At 37.4% G+C, this 19,217-nt stretch carries 19 protein-coding genes and 1 other annotated feature (1 of these 20 only partly in view); of the genes, 14 read left to right on the forward strand and 5 right to left on the reverse strand.

The features are described from left to right. Positions 1 to 130, forward strand: a binding site (T-box leader); it begins 100 nt to the left of the window's first position. A 70-nt stretch (positions 131 to 200) separates the two neighbouring features. Continuing rightward, positions 201 to 1,457, forward strand: a complete 1,257-nt coding sequence (gene tyrS / locus Q3V31_RS13005) for a tyrosine--tRNA ligase (RefSeq protein WP_090814251.1) — start codon at positions 201 to 203, stop codon at positions 1,455 to 1,457. 78 nt (positions 1,458 to 1,535) lie between these two features. Here tyrS and Q3V31_RS13010 read toward each other — a convergent pair whose 3' ends face one another. Beyond that, complete coding sequence (locus tag Q3V31_RS13010) at positions 1,536 to 1,838, reverse strand: YjdJ family protein (RefSeq protein WP_016130333.1); 303 nt, start codon at positions 1,836 to 1,838, stop codon at positions 1,536 to 1,538. Positions 1,839 to 2,025: 187 nt separating this feature from the next. On the opposite strand from Q3V31_RS13010, the gene Q3V31_RS13015 reads away from it, so the two are divergent. Then, positions 2,026 to 2,154, forward strand: a complete 129-nt coding sequence (locus tag Q3V31_RS13015; RefSeq protein ID WP_000050938.1) for a hypothetical protein — start codon at positions 2,026 to 2,028, stop codon at positions 2,152 to 2,154. A gap of 379 nt (positions 2,155 to 2,533) precedes the next feature. Here Q3V31_RS13015 and rpsD read toward each other — a convergent pair whose 3' ends face one another. Continuing rightward, entirely contained in the window at positions 2,534 to 3,136 is a 603-nt protein-coding gene (gene rpsD, locus Q3V31_RS13020; RefSeq protein ID WP_000135322.1) for a 30S ribosomal protein S4, read from the reverse strand. A gap of 554 nt (positions 3,137 to 3,690) precedes the next feature. On the opposite strand from rpsD, the gene megL reads away from it, so the two are divergent. Continuing rightward, the gene (gene megL, locus Q3V31_RS13025; RefSeq protein WP_000726600.1) at positions 3,691 to 4,866 is read left to right on the forward strand and encodes a methionine gamma-lyase; all 1,176 of its coding nucleotides are present in this window, start codon (positions 3,691 to 3,693) and stop codon (positions 4,864 to 4,866) included. A 63-nt stretch (positions 4,867 to 4,929) separates the two neighbouring features. Here megL and Q3V31_RS13030 read toward each other — a convergent pair whose 3' ends face one another. After that, positions 4,930 to 5,409, reverse strand: a complete 480-nt coding sequence (locus tag Q3V31_RS13030) for a GAF domain-containing protein (RefSeq protein ID WP_000494318.1) — start codon at positions 5,407 to 5,409, stop codon at positions 4,930 to 4,932. A 147-nt stretch (positions 5,410 to 5,556) separates the two neighbouring features. Here Q3V31_RS13030 and refZ point away from each other — a divergent pair, with 147 nt between their 5' ends. Next, a complete protein-coding gene (refZ, locus tag Q3V31_RS13035; protein WP_000814943.1) occupies positions 5,557 to 6,195 on the forward strand; it encodes a forespore capture DNA-binding protein RefZ in 639 nt (212 codons plus the stop codon). Between the two features lie 11 nt (positions 6,196 to 6,206). Here refZ and Q3V31_RS13040 read toward each other — a convergent pair whose 3' ends face one another. Next, positions 6,207 to 7,151, reverse strand: coding sequence for a DMT family transporter (locus tag Q3V31_RS13040; RefSeq protein WP_016130332.1), 945 nt, complete (start codon positions 7,149 to 7,151; stop codon positions 6,207 to 6,209). Between the two features lie 124 nt (positions 7,152 to 7,275). Between Q3V31_RS13040 and Q3V31_RS13045 the strand changes: the two genes are divergently transcribed. The 8 genes from Q3V31_RS13045 (at position 7,276) to Q3V31_RS13080 (ending at position 16,814) form a co-directional block, all read left to right on the forward strand. After that, positions 7,276 to 8,118, forward strand: a complete 843-nt coding sequence (locus Q3V31_RS13045) for a LysR family transcriptional regulator (RefSeq protein WP_329765607.1) — start codon at positions 7,276 to 7,278, stop codon at positions 8,116 to 8,118. 207 nt (positions 8,119 to 8,325) lie between these two features. Continuing rightward, positions 8,326 to 10,035 (forward strand): septation ring formation regulator EzrA, encoded by a 1,710-nt coding sequence (gene ezrA, locus Q3V31_RS13050; RefSeq protein WP_329765392.1) that lies wholly within the window; start codon positions 8,326 to 8,328, stop codon positions 10,033 to 10,035. 172 nt (positions 10,036 to 10,207) lie between these two features. Then, entirely contained in the window at positions 10,208 to 11,350 is a 1,143-nt protein-coding gene (locus tag Q3V31_RS13055) for a cysteine desulfurase family protein (protein WP_000638968.1), read from the forward strand. Positions 11,351 to 11,356: 6 nt separating this feature from the next. Continuing rightward, a complete protein-coding gene (gene thiI, locus Q3V31_RS13060; protein ID WP_000989278.1) occupies positions 11,357 to 12,571 on the forward strand; it encodes a tRNA uracil 4-sulfurtransferase ThiI in 1,215 nt (404 codons plus the stop codon). Between the two features lie 79 nt (positions 12,572 to 12,650). Next, the gene (locus Q3V31_RS13065) at positions 12,651 to 12,845 is read left to right on the forward strand and encodes an alpha/beta-type small acid-soluble spore protein (RefSeq protein ID WP_000168891.1); all 195 of its coding nucleotides are present in this window, start codon (positions 12,651 to 12,653) and stop codon (positions 12,843 to 12,845) included. A 192-nt stretch (positions 12,846 to 13,037) separates the two neighbouring features. Then, positions 13,038 to 14,624 (forward strand): acyl-CoA synthetase MbcS, encoded by a 1,587-nt coding sequence (mbcS, locus tag Q3V31_RS13070; RefSeq protein WP_000817782.1) that lies wholly within the window; start codon positions 13,038 to 13,040, stop codon positions 14,622 to 14,624. Positions 14,625 to 14,725: 101 nt separating this feature from the next. Beyond that, on the forward strand, positions 14,726 to 15,157 hold the full coding sequence (locus Q3V31_RS13075) for a VOC family protein (RefSeq protein WP_000635056.1): 432 nt from the start codon (positions 14,726 to 14,728) through the stop codon (positions 15,155 to 15,157). An 88-nt stretch (positions 15,158 to 15,245) separates the two neighbouring features. Then, on the forward strand, positions 15,246 to 16,814 hold the full coding sequence (locus tag Q3V31_RS13080) for an amidohydrolase (RefSeq protein WP_329765393.1): 1,569 nt from the start codon (positions 15,246 to 15,248) through the stop codon (positions 16,812 to 16,814). Positions 16,815 to 17,046: 232 nt separating this feature from the next. Here Q3V31_RS13080 and Q3V31_RS13085 read toward each other — a convergent pair whose 3' ends face one another. Beyond that, positions 17,047 to 17,850, reverse strand: a complete 804-nt coding sequence (locus tag Q3V31_RS13085) for an NAD kinase (RefSeq protein WP_000013620.1) — start codon at positions 17,848 to 17,850, stop codon at positions 17,047 to 17,049. Between the two features lie 204 nt (positions 17,851 to 18,054). On the opposite strand from Q3V31_RS13085, the gene Q3V31_RS13090 reads away from it, so the two are divergent. Continuing rightward, complete coding sequence (locus tag Q3V31_RS13090) at positions 18,055 to 18,693, forward strand: DUF2953 domain-containing protein (protein ID WP_000252005.1); 639 nt, start codon at positions 18,055 to 18,057, stop codon at positions 18,691 to 18,693. Positions 18,694 to 18,704: 11 nt separating this feature from the next. Beyond that, entirely contained in the window at positions 18,705 to 19,100 is a 396-nt protein-coding gene (ytfJ, locus tag Q3V31_RS13095) for a GerW family sporulation protein (protein WP_000350005.1), read from the forward strand. Positions 19,101 to 19,217 lie beyond the last annotated feature (117 nt).

A 19,217-nucleotide genomic window follows, 5' to 3' on the forward strand; every position in this document is an offset into this window, starting at 1 on the left:
GAGCATCTTTTTTCGATTGAATTGTATTCAAAAGGGAAAAGACGGTGCTAAGCCGTTATGTAAATAAGGTGGTAGGCTTTTTTTTGCCTGCAACTAGGGTGGTAACGCGATAATCAAAATCGTCCCTTATTTAAAGGGGCGATTTTTTTATGTTTTCAACCTTCACGCCAGTAATGAACTTAAAGGAGAGTATGTAGGATATGGGTATTTTACAAGATCTTGAATTTCGCGGTCTAATTAATCAGCAAACAGATGCTGAGGGCCTTGAGCAATTATTAGAAAAAGAAAGCGTTAAATTATACTGTGGTTTCGACCCGACAGCGGATAGCTTACACATCGGTCATATGTTACCAGTATTAATGTTACGTCGTTTCCAATTAGCTGGTCACCAACCAATCGCACTTGTTGGCGGTGGTACTGGTATGATCGGTGACCCAAGTGGTAAAAAAGCAGAACGTACATTAAATACGAAAGATACAGTTGCTTACTACACAGAAAGCATTAAAAACCAACTTTCAAACTTCTTAGAGTTCGAAAACGTGGACAACCCAGCAACAATGGCTAATAACTATGATTGGCTTGGTAACTTAGATGTAATTTCATTCTTACGCGATATCGGTAAAAATTTCGGTTTAAACTATATGTTAGCAAAAGATACAGTAGCATCTCGTTTAGATACTGGTATTTCATTCACTGAGTTTAGTTATATGATTTTACAATCATACGACTTCTTAAACTTATACCAAAACCACAATTGCCGCTTGCAAATCGGTGGTAGTGACCAATGGGGTAACATTACAGCTGGTCTTGAATTAATCCGTAAATCAGAAGAAGATGCGAAAGCATTCGGTTTAACAATTCCACTTGTTACAAAATCTGACGGTACGAAGTTTGGTAAAACAGAAGGCGGCGCAATTTGGTTAGACCCAGAGAAAACAACTCCTTACGAGTTCTACCAATTCTGGATTAACACAGATGACCGTGATGTAGTTAAATACTTAAAATACTTCACATTCTTATCTCATGAAGAAATTCTTGAGCTTGAGAAGCAAGCAGCTGAAGCGCCAGAAAAACGTGCAGCACAAAAAGCATTAGGTTCTGAAATGACAAAACTTGTTCACGGCGCGGAAGCATTAGAGCAAGCAATTAAAATTTCAGCTGCATTATTCAGTGGTTCTGTAGCAGAACTGACTGCAAGCGAAATCGAGCAAGGATTCAAAGACGTACCATCTGTAGAACGCACTGCAGAAGATACAGTATTAATTGACTTACTTGTAGAAAGCAAAATCTCTCCATCTAAACGTCAAGCACGTGAAGATGTAACGAACGGTGCAATCTACGTAAACGGTGAGCGTACACAAGCATTAGACTACGTTGTAACAGAAAACGACCGCATCGAAGGTAAATTTACAATCATTCGCCGCGGTAAAAAGAAATATTTCTTAATTCGTTACTAATCAGAAACGAATATAAAACAAATAGTACCCCGAATTGTAGGCTGAAAGGTTTATGATTCGGGGTTTTTACGTATGAATTTAGATTGCCTTACGAGTTCTTGTAAATAGAATATGAAGAATTAATACGATCATATAAAGTAAGCTAATGAGCATAACAATAAATGCTGCTGGATAAAACTTTGCCGCATATATAAAGAAATCGATTTGATAAATATCTTGGTAATTTGAAACGGTGCCTTTAAAGTAATTCGTAAACTTAGCGCTATATTTCCATTCATCAGGATAATCTATCAAATTACTCCCCTGATACCAATTAATAAGCGCGGAAGTAATAAACAGCATACATGCACTACCCAATTGAACCATTTGGTTTATTGTCAAAATGAATCACACTCCCATTTTTTGGTATTATATCGTAAGAATTTACTTTAATAAACCATTTCAGCAATAAAATACAGTTAGCAGTTCTGTAACTTTTTTGTTTTAATCTCCTTTTCGAGTTCATACGGAAATCACATGTAAGCGGTATGATAAACGTATAACAAATAGAAAGGAGTGGTAAAACAAAATGTCACTAGAAGCGCTCATTATTTTTTCTTTGCTAAATGCGGGTCAGCTTGCAGAGCATTCGAAGGTTGATGTACATAAAGAGCAGAAAGATGCTTATGTATATGTTCAAAAAGAGGAAAATAAATAACTTTAATATATAAATAAAGGCTACCAGAGAGAACGTTTTATTTTCTTTGGTAGCTTTTTCTATTGAGATATAATGTGGAAGTAATGAAAAAAGGGGTAGTCTGGAAACGAAATGATTATATGTTTAAGGGCATAAGTATAACAGCATGTAATGAAGATGAATTATAAAATTTTGTACAATAAACGGAGCTAGTATTAAAGAGAATCCAATCGTTGGAATGAATAAAAGAGAAGTAAGGACGATTATCCATACTTCATGAAAAAAATTTCTTGAAGTATCTTACTATACATAAGGCATTTATATAAATAAAAAAAGCCCAGGCCCCTTGATAAACAAGGTTCCTAAGGCTTTTAATAATACTCTTTTCAGAGTACCGAGATTAACGAGAGTAGAACTCTACGATTAATGCTTCGTTGATTTCAGCTGCTAACTCAGAACGCTCAGCGTGACGAGTGTAAGTAGCTTCTAACTTATCAGCATCGAAAGTTAAGTATTCTGGTACGAAGTTGTTAACTTCGATCGCTTCTTTAACAACAACAAGGCTGTTAGATTTTTCGCGAACGCTGATAGTTTGACCAGGTTTTACACGGTAAGATGGGATATCTACGCGAGATCCATCAACTGTGATGTGACCGTGGTTTACTAATTGGCGAGCTGCACGACGAGTGCGAGCTAAGCCCATACGGTAAACTAAGTTGTCAAGACGAGCTTCAAGAAGGATCATGAAGTTTTCGCCGTGCTTACCAGGCATTTTACCTGCTTGGTCAAATGTGCGACGGAATTGACGCTCAGTCATGCCGTACATGTGACGAAGTTTTTGTTTCTCTTGTAATTGTAAACCGTATTCTGAAAGTTTCTTACGTTGGTTAGGACCGTGAGGACCTGGTGCGTAAGGGCGTTTTTCTAATTCTTTTCCTGTGCCGCTTAGAGAGATTCCAAGACGACGAGACAGTTTCCAAGCTGGACCTGTATAACGAGCCATAGTTGACTCCTCCTTTAAAAATGTTTTTATTTACGTAAAATAAAAACAGACGTAATCGATATTTACGGGCATTTTGTTTTCATGTACCTTCGCTCCAGCAGCAGGGAGTTACGAGATACACCTCCGTAGAGGAACAAAATACAAACGATAAACTCACATTACAAGGCTGCCTTTTTATTTTACACAAACGCTATTATATCTTTTACCCAGAGTTTCGTCAAGCGACTCCCTTTTTGTTTTATGCATATAAATTTTGGAAATTAACAAGAAGGAATTTAAAACAATATAAAAGAAGAGATAGAAACACAAATAAAACGCTTACATAAAATGTAGTAAAAAATGTTCATTAATTTTTTGTTGATGAATATGCGGCGATAAAGTGAAACTTTACTCAGTGGTGGGGGCATCCCCCACCACTGAGTATTAGTTGAACGAATCGGGCTTTTACGGGCAGTTGATCCCCACGCCTAACTTTTTTGCTTTCGCTGAATTTTGATGTGGGGGTCTTACTGCCCGGCCAATAGCGGGATAAAAACATAAAAGGGGATGTTTTTATGAAAAAGAAGCATATGGAGACAGCGTTAATTCATCACGGTTATACATCAGAGGAACATAAAGGAAGTTTAACACCACCTTTATTTCAAACATCTACATTTACATTTGAGACTGCGCAGCAAGGAGAGGCGAGTTTCGCAGGAGTGGATCCATCGTATATTTACTCAAGACTTGGAAATCCAACTGTGAAATTATTTGAAGAACGTATGGCGGTGTTAGAAGGGGGAGAAGAAGCGCTTGCTTTCGGATCTGGCATGGCGGCTATTTCAGCAACCTTGATTGGCTTTCTAAAGGCTGGAGATCATATTATTTGTTCAAATGGATTATATGGGTGTACGTACGGTTTTTTAGAAGTGTTAGAAGAGAAGTTTATGATTACGCATTCGTTTTGTGATATGGAGACAGAGACTGATATTGAAAATAAAATTCGTCCAAATACAAAGCTCATTTTCGTTGAAACACCGATTAATCCAACGATGAAATTAATTGATTTAGAAAAGGTGATTGGGGTAGCGAAGCGCAATGACTTGCTTGTTATTGTCGATAATACATTTTGTTCACCTTATTTACAAAGACCTCTTGAACTCGGTTGTGACGCTGTTGTTCATAGTGCGACAAAATATATTGGTGGTCACGGTGATGTTGTAGCCGGTGTAACGATTTGTAAAACGAAAGCGCTAGCTGAAAAAATCCGTCCGATGCGAAAAGATATCGGTGGTATTATGGCGCCGTTTGATGCGTGGTTATTGTTACGCGGGTTAAAGACGTTAGCGGTAAGAATGGATCGTCATTGTGATAATGCAGAAAAAATTGTATCGTTCCTGAAAAATCATGACGCGGTAGAAGGTGTTTGGTACCCAGAAGGGGAATTAGCATCTCGCCAAATGAAACGTGGCGGCGGTGTTATTTCTTTTTCAATAAAAGGCGGAAAAGAAGAGACGCAAGCGTTTATCAATGACCTTTACTTTATTACGATTGCGGTAAGTTTAGGTGATACAGAAACATTAATTCAGCATCCAGCGACGATGACGCACGCTGCGATTCCAGCTGATTTAAGAAAAGAAATGGGCATTTATGATAATTTAATACGTCTATCTGTCGGTTTAGAATCATGGGAAGATATCGTTTCTGATTTAGAGCAAGCGTTAAAGAAAATATCTACTGTGAATCAATAAAAAAGAGTGAGTTATCGGTTTCGTACATGACGTACTAAATCGACAACTCACTCTTTTCTTTTTTTAAATATGTTTTAGGAGTGTTTCCACAAACTTTTCTAAATAGTGCTGATCTACTTCGTCAAAACGATTTTTTTCAGGACTATCAATATCAAGTACACCAATGACATTTCCTTCTTTCAGAATCGGTACAACGATTTCTGAATTAGAAGCACTATCGCAAGCGATATGTCCTGGGAATTGATGAACGTCCGCCACAAGCTGCGTTGTTTTCGTTTCAGCTGCAACGCCGCAAACGCCTCGTCCAAATGGAATACGTACGCAAGCAGGCATTCCTTGGAATGGTCCAAGAACAAGCTGATTTCCTTCTGTTACATAAAAGCCAACCCAATTCACACGATCTAAAAATTGGTTTAATAGTGCGGACGCATTTGATAAGTTTGCGACTACGTTTGGTTCGCCAGTTAATAATGCATCCAGTTGTTTAATTACTGTCTCATATTGCTCTTCACGAGATCCTGCATAACTTTCTTTTGTAAACATGGAAACAACTCCCTTTTTAGCGAGATATGTAAAACGATAGCAAAATACGATGTATTTCACATGACTTTGTCGATAGAAAATTAAAGGAATTTGTCTTAAAAGTCAAGAAATTTAAACTATAGCTGTTCAGTGAGAGGAAGTGAGCGCATGAAACAGACGAAACAAAAAGTAATTGATGCGGCAATATCGTTGTTTAACACGAAAGGTTATGATGGAACGTCGGTGCGAGAAATTGCAAAGCGAGCGGATGTGAATGTAGCGAATATTTCATATTATTTTGCTGGAAAGCAAGGTTTATTAGAACAGCTTATTACTGACTTTTTAGAAGGATATATTCATGTAATTGAAACGTCATTTGAACAGAGAGAATATTTATCGGCCAAAGATGTGATGGCGCAAATGGTGCGCGGGATTTTACGATATCAATTTGATAATAGAGAACTGACACGTTTTTTTTATAGAGAGCTTTCGCTTGATACGACATTAATTCGTGAAGTGATGACCGTTTATTTTTCTAGAGAAAGATATTATATAGAGCAAATCATTAAACAGGGACAAATGAAACAAGAGTTTAAAAAGGTATCTTTTACAATGTTTATGACGCAATTAAAAGGCATGATAAATATGCCGTTTTTATATCCGCAATATATATCAGAAGTGTTGCATTCTTTTCCGTCCGAGACATTTTTCCTAGAAATGTACACGAAAGAAATTGAGCAATGGATGGAACAGACATTATATAAAGCGAATATGTACTATGAATTGCCAAGAGCTGTTCATATGTGAAAAATCCCCACCTAACGAACTGAGGTGGGGATTTTTATGTCTTGTTTTCTTTGCCATAAATTGTTGCATAATAGCGCAATAATTGTTAATGAGGCGCCGGCAATTTCAATTTTGTCGACTGTATAACCTCGAAAGATAGAACCGATGAGTGCAAGTACAGGAACTAAATTCATAAATAATATGCCGTTAATAGATGAAATATATCGATTCCCCGTGTTCCAGCAAAATACAGCGATAACGCCGGCGATAATCGACATATAAAAGAGTTCAAAACGAACGCTCATAAGTGTAGATAATGATGGTACATTAACGACGTTTGTGTAAGTTAAGAAAGTGACAATAATGATGAGTGAAATTGAGCCGAATAAACAAGTTAGCGTCGTATACCTGAGTGGTGACCAAGATTGAAAACGAGCACCGCCGTTCGTGTAAATTACCCAGCAAGTAACGCCGCATAACATAAATATATTTGTTGATAAGTGGCTTGCTGCTCCAAATAATAAATGAATATTTCCTTTTGAAATGACAAGCATAACACCGAGTAATGCAACGAACATACAAAGAAATGTGTAATTTTGTGGGCGTTTGTTTTTTGTTATCCACTGCAATAATAAAGCGATGAGTGGCATAAGAGACTGAATCATCGCGGCATGGATGGCTCCAGAAGGCCCGGCAAGTTGTTGGCCATAAAAAATTAGAAAACCATATCCAGCGAAACCGACTGTTCCGTAAAAGAATAAAGAAAGTGTTCTTTTTTCTAAGCGGAGTGAAGTTCTTCCTTCAGTAATGAATAGCAAAATAAGAAAAATAATAGCTGCAGATCCGTATCGGATAGTTGTGAAGAAGAACGGATCGATAAATTGCAAGGCATTTGCCATTACAGGAAACATAAATCCCCAAGCAGTTACAGCAAGCAGGCATAGAAGAGAGCCGAGTAGTATTTGTTTTTTGTCCAAGAGTTTCATTCTCCTTTACATTTCGTTATAGTAAGTTGATGAAATAAGTATAGAGATTGATTCTTCTTAAAAGGAAATATCGATTTTTTATGACAGTTATAACTTTTTGTTAGAGGTGTGTATGATGGATTTGGAGGCAGTACGATCGTTTATTGAAGTAAAGCAAACGCGAAGTTTATCGAAGGCGAGTAAACTTTTACATATTTCACAACCAGCGCTTAGTAAACAAATTCAAAGATTAGAAGCGGATTTAGAGGTTACTTTACTCAAGCGTTCCGCGCAAGGAGTGGAGTTAACAGAGGCTGGAGAGTTATTTATAACAAGAATGTTACCGATTTTGGAACACATACATGAAGTGAAAGCCGAAATGAAGAAATTTCAAGAGAAGCGGAAAATTTCTATAGGCATATTGCCAAGTTTAGCAGCGCATTACATCTCAAAATGTAAAGATATATTAGGTGACGGATTCGAAGTAGAATGGAAAATTGAGCATACGAAAGTACTAATGGGACTCTTTAAAGAACGGAAGATTGAAGCGATGTTCGTCGATTCAGTAGTAGAAGACGTTACGTGTATAAAAGAAGTGCGAGAAGAAAAAATTGTTTGTGTAGTTTCAAATGATCATCTTTATAAAGAGAAAACAGTGATCCGAATGGAAGATTTGCAAAATGAAAAGTTAATCGTATATCCAGAAATCTGTGATATAAGGAAAATGATTACGAATATGTTTCAAGGGATAGGTGCGAAACCAATCATTGCATTTGAAACGTCTTATGCAGAACCGATGCTTGCGATGGTAGGAGCTGGACTTGGTATAACGTTGCTTCCGGAAACCGCTGTACAGCAAGCGGTAATGCAAGGTAACGTGCGTGCGATTTCTGTAGAACCACCACTAACACGAAAAATTTATTTCGTATCTCATCTGAAAGAGTGCTCGTTCTTGTATTCATTTGAGGCTGGAGAATGAAATAAGCGGAATGTTGAGAAAGATTACAAGTGCATTTAAAGAAACATGAAATTTTAAAAAAAACTAGGTCAAAAACACGTCATAACATGGTATGATTAGTACATTGTTAGTTGTTAAATATAGGGGGATTCCCTTTTTATACATAATGCCTTCCATTTCATAAACGGAACGGACAAAAAAAGAGATATAACTAGGAGGCTTTTTTGCATGGATTCTATCCTGACGATCGTTATCATTGTAGTAAGCTCTATTCTAGTGCTGCTCATGATAGAGCTTGTGATAAGAAATCGTTCATATAAAGATATTGAAGCACTGGAGCAGTGGAAACAAGAGATAAAAGATAAGCCTGTGGCAGATGAACTAAAACGGGTGAAAGACTTAAATATGACAGGTCAAACAGAAGAACTGTTTGGTAAATGGCGTGAAGAATGGGATGAAATTGTATCAACAACCCTTCCGAAAGCTGACAAAGATTTAGCGCAAGCGCGAAAATTCGCCTCGCAATTCTCCTTCCGAAAAGCAAAGCATGCGATGAATGAATCCATAAGTGGTTTAGATGACGCTGATAATCGTATTACAGACATTTTAAATGAATTACAGCAATTGTTAGAAAGCCATGAAAAAAATAGCTCGGAAATTGAAGGGTTACGTGATGCATATCGTAGTATGAAAAAGAGCGTTCTTGCTCATCGACACATGTATGGAGCAGCTGAGCAAAAAATCGAAGAGATGTTAGACGTTGAATCCGAGAAGTTCAAAACTTTTGAAGAGGCAACAGATAATGGTGATTATTTAAAAGCGAGAGAAATTGTTATTAGTTTAGAAGAAGGTTTAGCAAGTTTAGAAATCATCATTCATCAAATTCCAGATTTATTAGTAGAGTGTCAAGCGACATTACCAGTTCAACTGGAAGACTTATTACAAGGTCATGATGATATGATAAGACAAGGCTATGTATTAGAGTATTTGGAAATTCCTAAAGAAGTCCGCGATATGACGACACAACTACACACATGTTTAATGGATATACAGGAGCTTTATATAACGGAAGCAGCAGAAAAAGTAGAGAACTTAAAAACTCGTTTAGACAGTTTTTATGATCAACTTGAACAAGAAGTGCATGCGAAACATTATGTGGAGCAAAAAACACTTTCTGTTTATGAAGATTTAGAAGAAATTCGCACTGAAACAATTGAAACGAAAGCAGAAACACAACTTGTAAAACAAAGTTATCAATTACAAGACAAAGATATTGAGTCACAAAAAGTAATTGAAAAGCAAATGCATATTTTAATGAAACGTTTTGAAGTGTTGCAAATACGCGTTGCTGAACAAGATATCGCATTCTCTATTATTCGTGAAGAACTAGAAGAGATTTATGAGCAATGTGAAACGTTAAAAGTACTTCATGCAGAATATAAAGAAATGTTGCAAACGATGCGTAAAGAAGAATTCGAAGCGCGTGAGAAGTTACAAGAAATGCGTAATACTATTTTCGAAACGAAACGCTTTATGCAAAAGTCGAATTTGCCAGGTCTTCCAGAGAGTATTATGGAGGATTTACAAAGAGGACAAATGGCAATGCAAGCTGTATATGATCAATTAGAAGTAAAGCCGTTAAATATGAATGCTGTAAATAGCAGTTTAGAAGAGGCATACACAACTGTTAATGGTGTATCTGAAATGACGGAAGAGTTAATTGGACAAGCATATTTAGTTGAAAAATTAATTCAATACGGTAATCGTTACCGCAGTCATGATGAGAATCTTGCAGAAAGCTTAGATTATGCGGAGAAATTATTCCGTGAATATCAATACGATGCAGCTTTAGAACAAGCGGCTTCTGTACTAGAGCAACTTGAACCTGGCGTTGTTCAAAAAATAGCTGAATATGTAGACAATGAACAAACCCTTTAATAAAGGGTTTGTTTTTTTGTGTAATTTTGGAGGCGATGTTGCTATAATGAATAGCGGAATACAGTAAGGTTATTCGTTTTAAAATATAACGGAACCTTTGAGTAGTTTTAGCGTAATTACACGTATTTATGATATGATTATACGATGTGACAGCGCTGAAAGGGGAAGAACGATGATCTATTTTGATAATAGTGCGACGACAAAGCCATATCCAGAAGCTCTTCAATCTTACGTAACGGTTGCAGGGAAATATTTTGGAAATCCTTCTTCTATTCATTCGCTTGGAGGAGAGGCAGAGCGTCTATTAACACAATCGAGAACGATTGCAGCACAGCTCCTTCACGTTAAACCTTCTGAAATTATTTTCACATCGGGTGGAACGGAAGGGAATAACCTTGCGATTAAAGGAATAGCGATGAGGAATCGTTCGCGCGGTAAACATATCATTACAACAAATATTGAACACGCGTCTGTGTTTGAGGCATATAAACAATTAGAGGATCTCGGTTTTGATGTAACATATTTACCGGTTAACGAGCACGGTGTTGTATCGGTAGAGGATGTAAAACGAGCGCTTCGTGAAGATACGATTCTTGTGTCAATTATTCACGTGAACAACGAGACTGGAGCGATTCAGCCTGTTGCTGAAATTGGAACAATGTTATCGAACTATCCGAAAATAAGATTCCACGTGGACCATGTGCAAGGGATAGGAAAAGTACCGCTTGATTTATACGCTTCTCATATTGACCTTTGTTCAATATCTGGGCATAAATTTCATAGCGTAAAGGGGACAGGTCTTCTTTACGTACGTGATGGTGTAAGGTTAGATCCAATCTTATCAGGTGGTCAACAAGAGCTTAAGTATCGTTCAGGAACAGAAAACTTACCTGGTATTGTAGCGATGGTAAAAGCACTTCGTATGACGATGGAGCAAGTGAAAGAAAAGGTAGTTCATTTGCAAAATTTACAAGCAGAGCTTGTCCGTGTCTTTAAAGAGATGGAAGATGTAACGATTAATACGTCACTTGAATATGCGGCACCGCACATTTTAAATGTATCATTTGTTGGTTTAAAACCAGAAGTGGTCGTTCATGCTTTAGAAGAGCATGGTGTATATGTATCAACGAAGTCTGCTTGTTCTTCAAAAGCAAATGAAGTGAGCCGAGTACTAGTGTCAATGGGAATACCGCATGCCGCAGCTGCAAGCGCAATCCGCATTAGTCTAGCACCGGAAAACACGATGGAAGAAGTAAAACAATTTGAAGGTATTGTTAAAGAGACGATGCCAAAATTATATGAAGTGATGAGGTAAAGAAATATGATGACATATGAATATATTTTAGTTCGTTATGGAGAGATGACGACAAAAGGTAAGAACCGTTCTAAATTTGTAAGCACATTAAAAGATAACGTGAAATTCAAACTGAAGAAATTCCCAAATATTAAAATCGATGCAACACATGATCGCATGTACATTCAGTTAAATGGTGAAGACCATGAAGCAATTTCTGAAAGATTGAAAGATGTATTTGGTATTCATAAGTTTAACTTAGCGATGAAAGTACCATCAGAATTAGAAGATATTAAAAAAGGTGCATTAGCAGCTTTCTTACAAGTAAAAGGCGATGTGAAAACATTTAAAATTACAGTGCACCGTTCTGATAAGCGATTCCCAATGAAGACGATGGAATTACTTCCAGAAATCGGTGGGCACATTTTAGAAAATACAGAGGATATCACAGTAGATGTTCATAATCCAGATGTGAATGTACGTATAGAAATTCGCAGTGGTTACAGCTATATTATGTGTGGTGAGCACATGGGAGCTGGCGGTTTACCAGTTGGCGTTGGCGGAAAAGTAATGGTACTTCTTTCTGGTGGTATCGATAGCCCGGTAGCAACTTACTTAACGATGAAACGCGGCGTATCTGTGGAAGCAGTTCACTTCCATAGTCCACCTTTCACAAGCGAGCGCGCGAAACAAAAAGTAATCGATTTAGCACAAGAGTTAACGAAATACTGTAAACGTGTAACACTTCACCTTGTTCCATTTACTGAAGTGCAAAAAACGATTAATAAAGAAATTCCATCTAGCTATTCTATGACGGTTATGCGTCGTATGATGATGCGTATTACAGAGCGTATCGCAGAGGAGCGTAACGCACTTGCGATTACAACTGGTGAAAGTCTTGGACAAGTAGCGAGCCAAACGTTAGATAGTATGCATACGATTAACGAAGTGACAAATTATCCTGTTATTCGCCCGCTTATTACGATGGATAAATTAGAAATTATTAAAATTGCAAATGAAATTGGAACGTATGATATTTCAATTCGTCCATATGAAGACTGCTGTACAGTATTTACACCAGCAAGTCCATCGACGAAACCGAAGCGTGAGAAAGCAAATCGTTTTGAAGCGAAGTATGATTTCGCGCCGTTAATCGAAGAGGCTGTAGCGAACAAAGAAACAATGGTATTACAAACAGTAGAAGTAGTGGCGGAAGAAGAAAAATTCGAAGAACTTTTCTAAACCCATAAATTACCACATTCAAATGTGTATGAAGTCATGTTGTTTATCACACTCTATACTCACAAGGAGGTGATACAACATGGCAAGCACAAATAAATTAGCAGTGTCTGGTGCTCAAGCAGCATTAGATCAAATGAAATACGAAATCGCTCAAGAGTTTGGTGTTCAACTTGGAGCTGATGCAACATCTCGCGCTAACGGTTCTGTTGGTGGCGAAATCACTAAACGTCTAGTTTCACTAGCTGAGCAACAATTAGGCGGTTACCAAAAATAATCCCATATACGATGGCTTAGAAAGAGCGGGTTCTCCCGCTCTTTCTTTTTTGTCATGGTTTATCGATAAATCGATATAAGTTTATTCAACGGTTCGACATGGATATAAAAAAATTGTCAAAAGAAGAGGGTTCAAAATTTACTGAAAATTCTTTATTATATAAGGGAGGCATAGAAATAAAGGAGGATGTTTATGAAGAGAGAGGAATTATTGGCGCCGCAGTCTTATAATTTAGTTTCGGAAATAGAGAAATATACGAATGATAAAGAGAAGCTTGCTTTAATTTGGCAAGATGATAAAGGAAATAGACGAGAGGTTACATATTTTGAATTAATGCAAGGCGCGAATAAAATTGGAAACGCTTTTATAAAAAGTGGCTTACAAAAAGGGGACAAGCTCCTTATTATGATGCCGCGCTTAATTGAAGCTTACATGACGTATATTGCTGCGATTAAAGCAGGATTTGTCGTTATTCCAAGCTCAGAAATGTTACGTAAAAAAGATATTGAGTACCGTATTGGGCACGGAGAAGTGAAAGCAATCGTAAGTTACGAACCGTATATTGGACAATTCGACGGCGTAGAAGCGGTGGAATCTCTTCAGAAATTCGTCTTGAGCGAGCGTTCAGTAGATGGTTGGAAAAATTTAAAAACAGCATTAGAAACAGAAAGTGACATGTTAGAAATGGCGAAGACAGATAAAGAAGATATGGTCTTTTTATCTTATACGTCAGGGACGACAGGAAATCCAAAAGGAGTTGTTCATACGCATGCATGGGCATACGCTCATTTACGTACAAGCGCCCCGAACTGGCTCGGAATCGAAGAAGAGGATGTTGTATGGGCGACGGCTAGTCCAGGTTGGCAAAAGTGGATTTGGAGCCCGTTTGTAGCGACTCTCGGTTCAGGTGCAACAGGATTTGTATACAATGGTAAGTTTGAACCAAAAACGTATTTAAATTTATTAGGCGATAACAAGGTGAATGTACTTTGTTGTACGCCGACTGAGTATAGATTAATGGCAAAGGTAGAGAACTTAAGTGAGTACAATTTAGAAGCGTTACATAGCGCTGTATCAGCTGGTGAGCCGTTAAACAGGGAAGTTATTGAAACGTTCCAAAGGCACTTTGATATTACGGTAAGAGACGGTTATGGGCAAACGGAAAACACATTACTCGTTGGGATAATGAAAGGGATGGACATTAGACCAGGATCAATGGGAAAACCGACGCCAGGCAACCATGTTGATATCGTAAATGAGGAAGGTATTCCGGTGCAGGTAGGAGAAGTTGGTGATATTGCAGTTCACATTGAAACACCAGCACTCTTTAAACAATATTATAAAGACAATGAGCGTACAGCGATGCAATTCCGCGGTGATTATTATATTACCGGCGATAAAGCGAAAAAGGATGAAGACGGCTATTTCTGGTTTGAAGGGCGCGGTGATGATATTATTATTAGCTCTGGTTATACAATCGGACCTTTTGAAGTAGAAGATGCACTTGTAAAACATCCTTACGTAAGAGAGTGTGCGGTTGTCGCAAGCCCTGATGAAATTCGTGGAAGTGTCGTGAAGGCATTTATCGTATTAAGAGAGAATATAGAGAAGAACGAAGAAACATTAATTCCAGTGCTCCAACAACACGTCAAAGAACTGACTGCACCATATAAATACCCTCGTAAAATTGAATTTGTAGATGAACTACCAAAAACGATTTCCGGAAAAATTCGCCGTATTGAACTTAGAAAACAAGAGATGGAGATTCCGTCAAAATAATTTTGAAAACAGTGAAGGAAATAGTTGAATGAAATGGCAAACAATGATAATATAAAAACGAACACAAGTTCGATTTTATAAACTTAAAAAGAGGTGTCCGTATGATTGTAGGTATTAATCCGTACTTAGTTTTAGATGGTAGTGGGCAAGAGGCTGTACAGTTTTATAAAGAGGCGTTAGACGCAAAAGTAGAAGTCATGCAAACTTTTGGTGACATGCCTGAAAATCCAGAATACCCGATTCCAGCTGAAGCAAAAGAGCGCGTTTTACATGCTACTTTAAAAGTTGGTAATACGGACCTTATGATTTCTGATACATTCCCAGGCCAAGGGCATGCAATCGGATCTCAAGTAACAATTGCAATTCAAATTAGTAATGCAGAAAAAGCAAAAGAAGTATTCGAAAAGTTACAAGAAGGTGGAGAAGTTATTATGCCACTTCAAGAAACGTTCTGGAGCCCAGCATACGGACAACTAAAAGATAAATTTAGCATTGAATGGCAAATTACAACGAATCCTACTGAACAAAATTAATTTTTGGAAAAGCACCATTTTTTAATCGAAATGGTGCTTTTTTTATACGGATTAATTTCGTAGACTTAAGGAAAAAGGGGATGAGTATATGGGAGAAATTTGGTATGGCGGCACCATTTACACGATGAGAGAAGAAAACGAAAAAGTGGATGCTGTTTACGTCGAAAATGGCAGGATTGTTGATATAGGGGAGAAACAAGAGTTAGAAGATCGATATTCTACGGAGAAGTTGCATGATTTAGAAGGTAAAACGATGATTCCAGGTCTCGTTGATAGCCATATGCACCTTATTGGCCATGGGGAGAGGTTACTTCGTCTAGATTTATCAAATTGCACATCTTATAGCGAGATGCTTACTCTCGTTCAGAAGCGAGTAGAAGAAGCGCCAAAAGGCTCTTGGGTTATTGGGGAAGGATGGAATGAAAATAATTTTACAGATACAAAACAAGTTCATGTACGTGATTTAGATGAAATCTCTAAAGAGCATCCGATTTTATTAAAGCGCGTTTGTCGTCACGTGACATGGGTGAATTCATACATATTGGAACAAGCGAAAATAACAGAAGCGGCGCAAGACCCGAAAGGCGGGAAAATTGGCCGGGACTCATTAAATAAGTTAACAGGGCTTTTATATGAACAAGGACAAGAGTTAATTAAACATGTGCAGCCAGAAATTGATGAAGCTTACTTACAAAGAGCTTTGCAAACTGCGATAAAAGATTGCTGGCAATACGGACTCGTTGGTGGGCATACGGAAGATTTAAATTATTACGGTGGTTTTAGAAAGACACATAATGCGTTTTCGCACGTTATAAAAGAAATGCCATTTAAAGCACATTTGCTTGTTCATCATGAAGTAGCGAATGAGCGAAAAGAATATGAAAATGAGCACTACATTGAATTTGGAGCGATGAAGATTTTTTCTGATGGATCTTTTGGCGGAAGAACAGCTTTATTAAGTGAACCGTATGAAGATGCGAAGGAAACAAATGGGGTTGCAATTTTTTCACGTGAAGAGCTTGCGGAGTTAGTGAAGAAAGCTCGTGATTTACATATGCCAGTTGCGATTCATACAATCGGTGATTTATCGCTTGAATATGTTATTGATGCACTTGAATTATACCCACCAGCAGAAGGATTACGTGACCGCATTATTCATTGTCAGCTTGCTCGTGAAGAGTTGATTGAGAGAATGAAAAACTTGCAAGCCATTATTGATATACAGCCAGTCTTTGTTTCATCGGATTTCCCGTCAGTCATTGAAAAAATAGGCGAGCATCGTCTTCGTTATGCGTACGCTTGGAAGACGTTACTGGAAGCAGGATTACACTGCAACGGTGGATCTGATGCGCCGATTGAACAAGTGAATCCGTTTTTAGGTATATATAGTGCTGTTACACGTAGAAGTTTTATTGACGGTGTATGCTATATGCCAGAGGAAAGATTAACGGTATATGAAGCTGTCTCTTTATTTACAACAGGAAGTGCGTATGCAATTGGAAAAGAAGGAAAGCGAGGACAAATTACAAAAGGACATGAAGCAGACTTTACGATATTAGACCACAATGTTTTTGAAATTGAGGCGGAAGAAATAAAAGAAGTACAGGCCGAAATGACCGTCATTGATGGGAAGATTGTTTATAGAAAAGACGTCTAAAAGTTTGAGGGAGCGGCTCCGAAAATACATGTTGGTGATGCTTCCTCTTTTTAGATAGGTTGATGATGTAGTCACTTTTTGTCGGTAAATCGATATTTTGGATGGAATCGTTCATATAATTTCATATACTGTTGTCCTGGTCCGAAAAAATCGTGAAACATCGTTAAGTCTCAGTTGAGAAATAAATAACCGCAGAATTATGGAATCCCATAATTCTGCGGTTATTTTAATACTATAAAAATGTTCTCTGTACTTTTTCCCAGAAAGAGTTGTTTTTTAATTTAACAGTTTTAATTTGTTTATCGCTTAAACGAACAACGGCTTTCTCCACTTGCTTAATGCTAAGTGCTTCGTTATCCATTCCGATAACAGGGTAATCATTGCCATCTGGTTTAAGTGTTAAAGTTAACGTACGCTCGTGATTTAAAAGAAACGGTGATCCGAGTGTACGGTATGTGTTGTTATTTAAAGATGCTAGTTCGCTTACTTGGAAACATGGGATAAGTGGATCGACAACTGCACCATGTAATGATTTATTGTAAGCGGTACTTCCTGTTGGTGTGGAGATAACTAATCCATCACCTCTAAATGTTTCAAAATGTAAATTGTCGACGTGTACATCTACGACAAATGTTTTAATGATGCTAGAGCGTAATGAGAACTCATTTAAACAATGGAATGATGTACCGTGATCTACATCAACTTTAATTGTTGGATACCTTCGCACTTCAATTTCGTTTTTTGTAATTTCTTGAAGGGCTGTATCAACGTGATCGATGTGGAAATCGCAGTAGAAAGAAATTTCATCTTTCGTAGAAATACCTGCGTATAAGCAATCTTCCCTAAAACCAGTTTTACGAACGGCTTGTAAGAAAGTTCCATCATCTCCAACGCTGACGATAGCGTTTGCATTTTTTGGATGATCTAATATAGTAAATCCATTCTCCTCTAAAATACGATATATTGGTTTCATTTTTTCAACGAGCGTTACTTTGTCATCACCATAAAAGAAAAATAAATTGCGACGATTTGCCATTATGTATCCCTCCACTGCAGTTAAATTTTCTAGTCTTAGTGCTGCATACCATCAGAGTGTGTTCTGAATGATATGCTCAAATAGTATATTTCGATATAAAATGTCAAAATCCCTTTTTATTTTTAGAAAAATTTTTATATTCAATTTTATCAAAGGTTGTTTAATGATGAATAAACTTGTCGATAATGGGTATGGAGTGAAAGGATGGTACGAATGAAATGGCTCGTAATTGGAATGATAATTCTTCTACTTTTTATTTTGCTAATACTATTATCGAAAATATCGCTTAAGGTGACGTTTTTATATTCAGAAATGGAAAAGCAATGTTTATTTCAAGTGAAAATATGGATGATTCGATATACGTTTGATGTATTGGAAAGAATTGAAAAACAACAGAAAAAAACGGGGCAGAAAATCGAAAAAGCTGAGGAAGATGGCGGAATAGACAATAAAATTATGGCACAACTTGATAGCATTGGAGAACTGATAAAAAAGCTTCAAGAAGTTCATACTATTGTTAAAGATTTTCTCAAACGTGTGAAAATCAATGGTTGGAGATGGCACACGCAAATTGGAGCAGGCGATGCGGCTAGTACTGGAATTGTCACTGGGTATGCATGGGGGACAAAAGGAATGGCTGCTGGAGTTGTAGGACAATATATGCATATTGTCGACGTACCAGAATTTGAAATTACACCTGTTTTTCAAGGGAAGGGATTTGCATCAAGATGTGAATTAACAGCTTCCTTTCATATATTTCGTACTGTGAAAACAGCGGTAAAACTACTCATGTTTATGAGAAAACAAAAGTCTGGTATGACAGATAAATCTGTTCAAGCATAGGGGGATATAGAATGGACCATCCAATTCAAGGTTTAATGACAACCGCAATGCAGCATTTAAAACAAATGACTGATGTAAATACAATTGTTGGTGACCCGATTAAAGCAGCAGATGGAAGTGTAATTCTTACCGTTTCGAAAGTAAGTTTTGGCTTTGCTGCTGGTGGAAGTGAATTTGGCAAGGTAGAGCATTCAGGCCGTCATCCATTTGGAGGAGGTAGCGGTGGTGGAGTTTCCATTAATCCAGTTGCCTTTCTCGTTATAAATGGAGAAGGTGTGAAAGTTTTACATTTAGATAAACAAACACATGTCATTGACAAAATAATTGAATTAGCACCACAAGCTGTTGATAAAGTGAAAGAAATGATGGATAAACGAAAAGAAGATGATCCGGAATTTCAAATTTAACGAGTAAAAAAGCTAATCAATGGATTAGCTTTTTTATTTTTTTGTAAATAAAGCGATTTTATTTGCATTATCGATAGGGACAAACTATCATTTACATTGTACATATTTTGTTTAAAA

The organism is Bacillus nitratireducens, from assembly GCF_036320425.1.
Classification (GTDB): Bacteria; Bacillota; Bacilli; order Bacillales; family Bacillaceae_G; genus Bacillus_A; species Bacillus_A nitratireducens.

Bases quoted from the DNA above. Each gene is read 5' to 3' on its own strand.
- Q3V31_RS13080 (WP_329765393.1), top strand. From the start codon at position 15,246: ATGGGAGAAATTTGGTATGGCGGCACCATTTACACGATGAGAGAAGAA.
- Q3V31_RS13090 (WP_000252005.1), top strand. From the start codon at position 18,055: ATGGTACGAATGAAATGGCTCGTAATTGGAATGATAATTCTTCTACTT.
- Q3V31_RS13065 (WP_000168891.1), top strand. From the start codon at position 12,651: ATGGCAAGCACAAATAAATTAGCAGTGTCTGGTGCTCAAGCAGCATTA.
- Q3V31_RS13045 (WP_329765607.1), top strand. From the start codon at position 7,276: ATGGATTTGGAGGCAGTACGATCGTTTATTGAAGTAAAGCAAACGCGA.
- megL (WP_000726600.1), top strand. From the start codon at position 3,691: ATGAAAAAGAAGCATATGGAGACAGCGTTAATTCATCACGGTTATACA.
- thiI (WP_000989278.1), top strand. From the start codon at position 11,357: ATGATGACATATGAATATATTTTAGTTCGTTATGGAGAGATGACGACA.
- Q3V31_RS13015 (WP_000050938.1), top strand. From the start codon at position 2,026: ATGTCACTAGAAGCGCTCATTATTTTTTCTTTGCTAAATGCGGGTCAG.
- Q3V31_RS13030 (WP_000494318.1), bottom strand. From the start codon at position 5,409: ATGTTTACAAAAGAAAGTTATGCAGGATCTCGTGAAGAGCAATATGAG.
- tyrS (WP_090814251.1), top strand. From the start codon at position 201: ATGGGTATTTTACAAGATCTTGAATTTCGCGGTCTAATTAATCAGCAA.
- ezrA (WP_329765392.1), top strand. From the start codon at position 8,326: ATGGATTCTATCCTGACGATCGTTATCATTGTAGTAAGCTCTATTCTA.
- refZ (WP_000814943.1), top strand. From the start codon at position 5,557: ATGAAACAGACGAAACAAAAAGTAATTGATGCGGCAATATCGTTGTTT.
- Q3V31_RS13075 (WP_000635056.1), top strand. From the start codon at position 14,726: ATGATTGTAGGTATTAATCCGTACTTAGTTTTAGATGGTAGTGGGCAA.
- Q3V31_RS13085 (WP_000013620.1), bottom strand. From the start codon at position 17,850: ATGGCAAATCGTCGCAATTTATTTTTCTTTTATGGTGATGACAAAGTA.
- rpsD (WP_000135322.1), bottom strand. From the start codon at position 3,136: ATGGCTCGTTATACAGGTCCAGCTTGGAAACTGTCTCGTCGTCTTGGA.
- ytfJ (WP_000350005.1), top strand. From the start codon at position 18,705: ATGGACCATCCAATTCAAGGTTTAATGACAACCGCAATGCAGCATTTA.
- Q3V31_RS13055 (WP_000638968.1), top strand. From the start codon at position 10,208: ATGATCTATTTTGATAATAGTGCGACGACAAAGCCATATCCAGAAGCT.
- mbcS (WP_000817782.1), top strand. From the start codon at position 13,038: ATGAAGAGAGAGGAATTATTGGCGCCGCAGTCTTATAATTTAGTTTCG.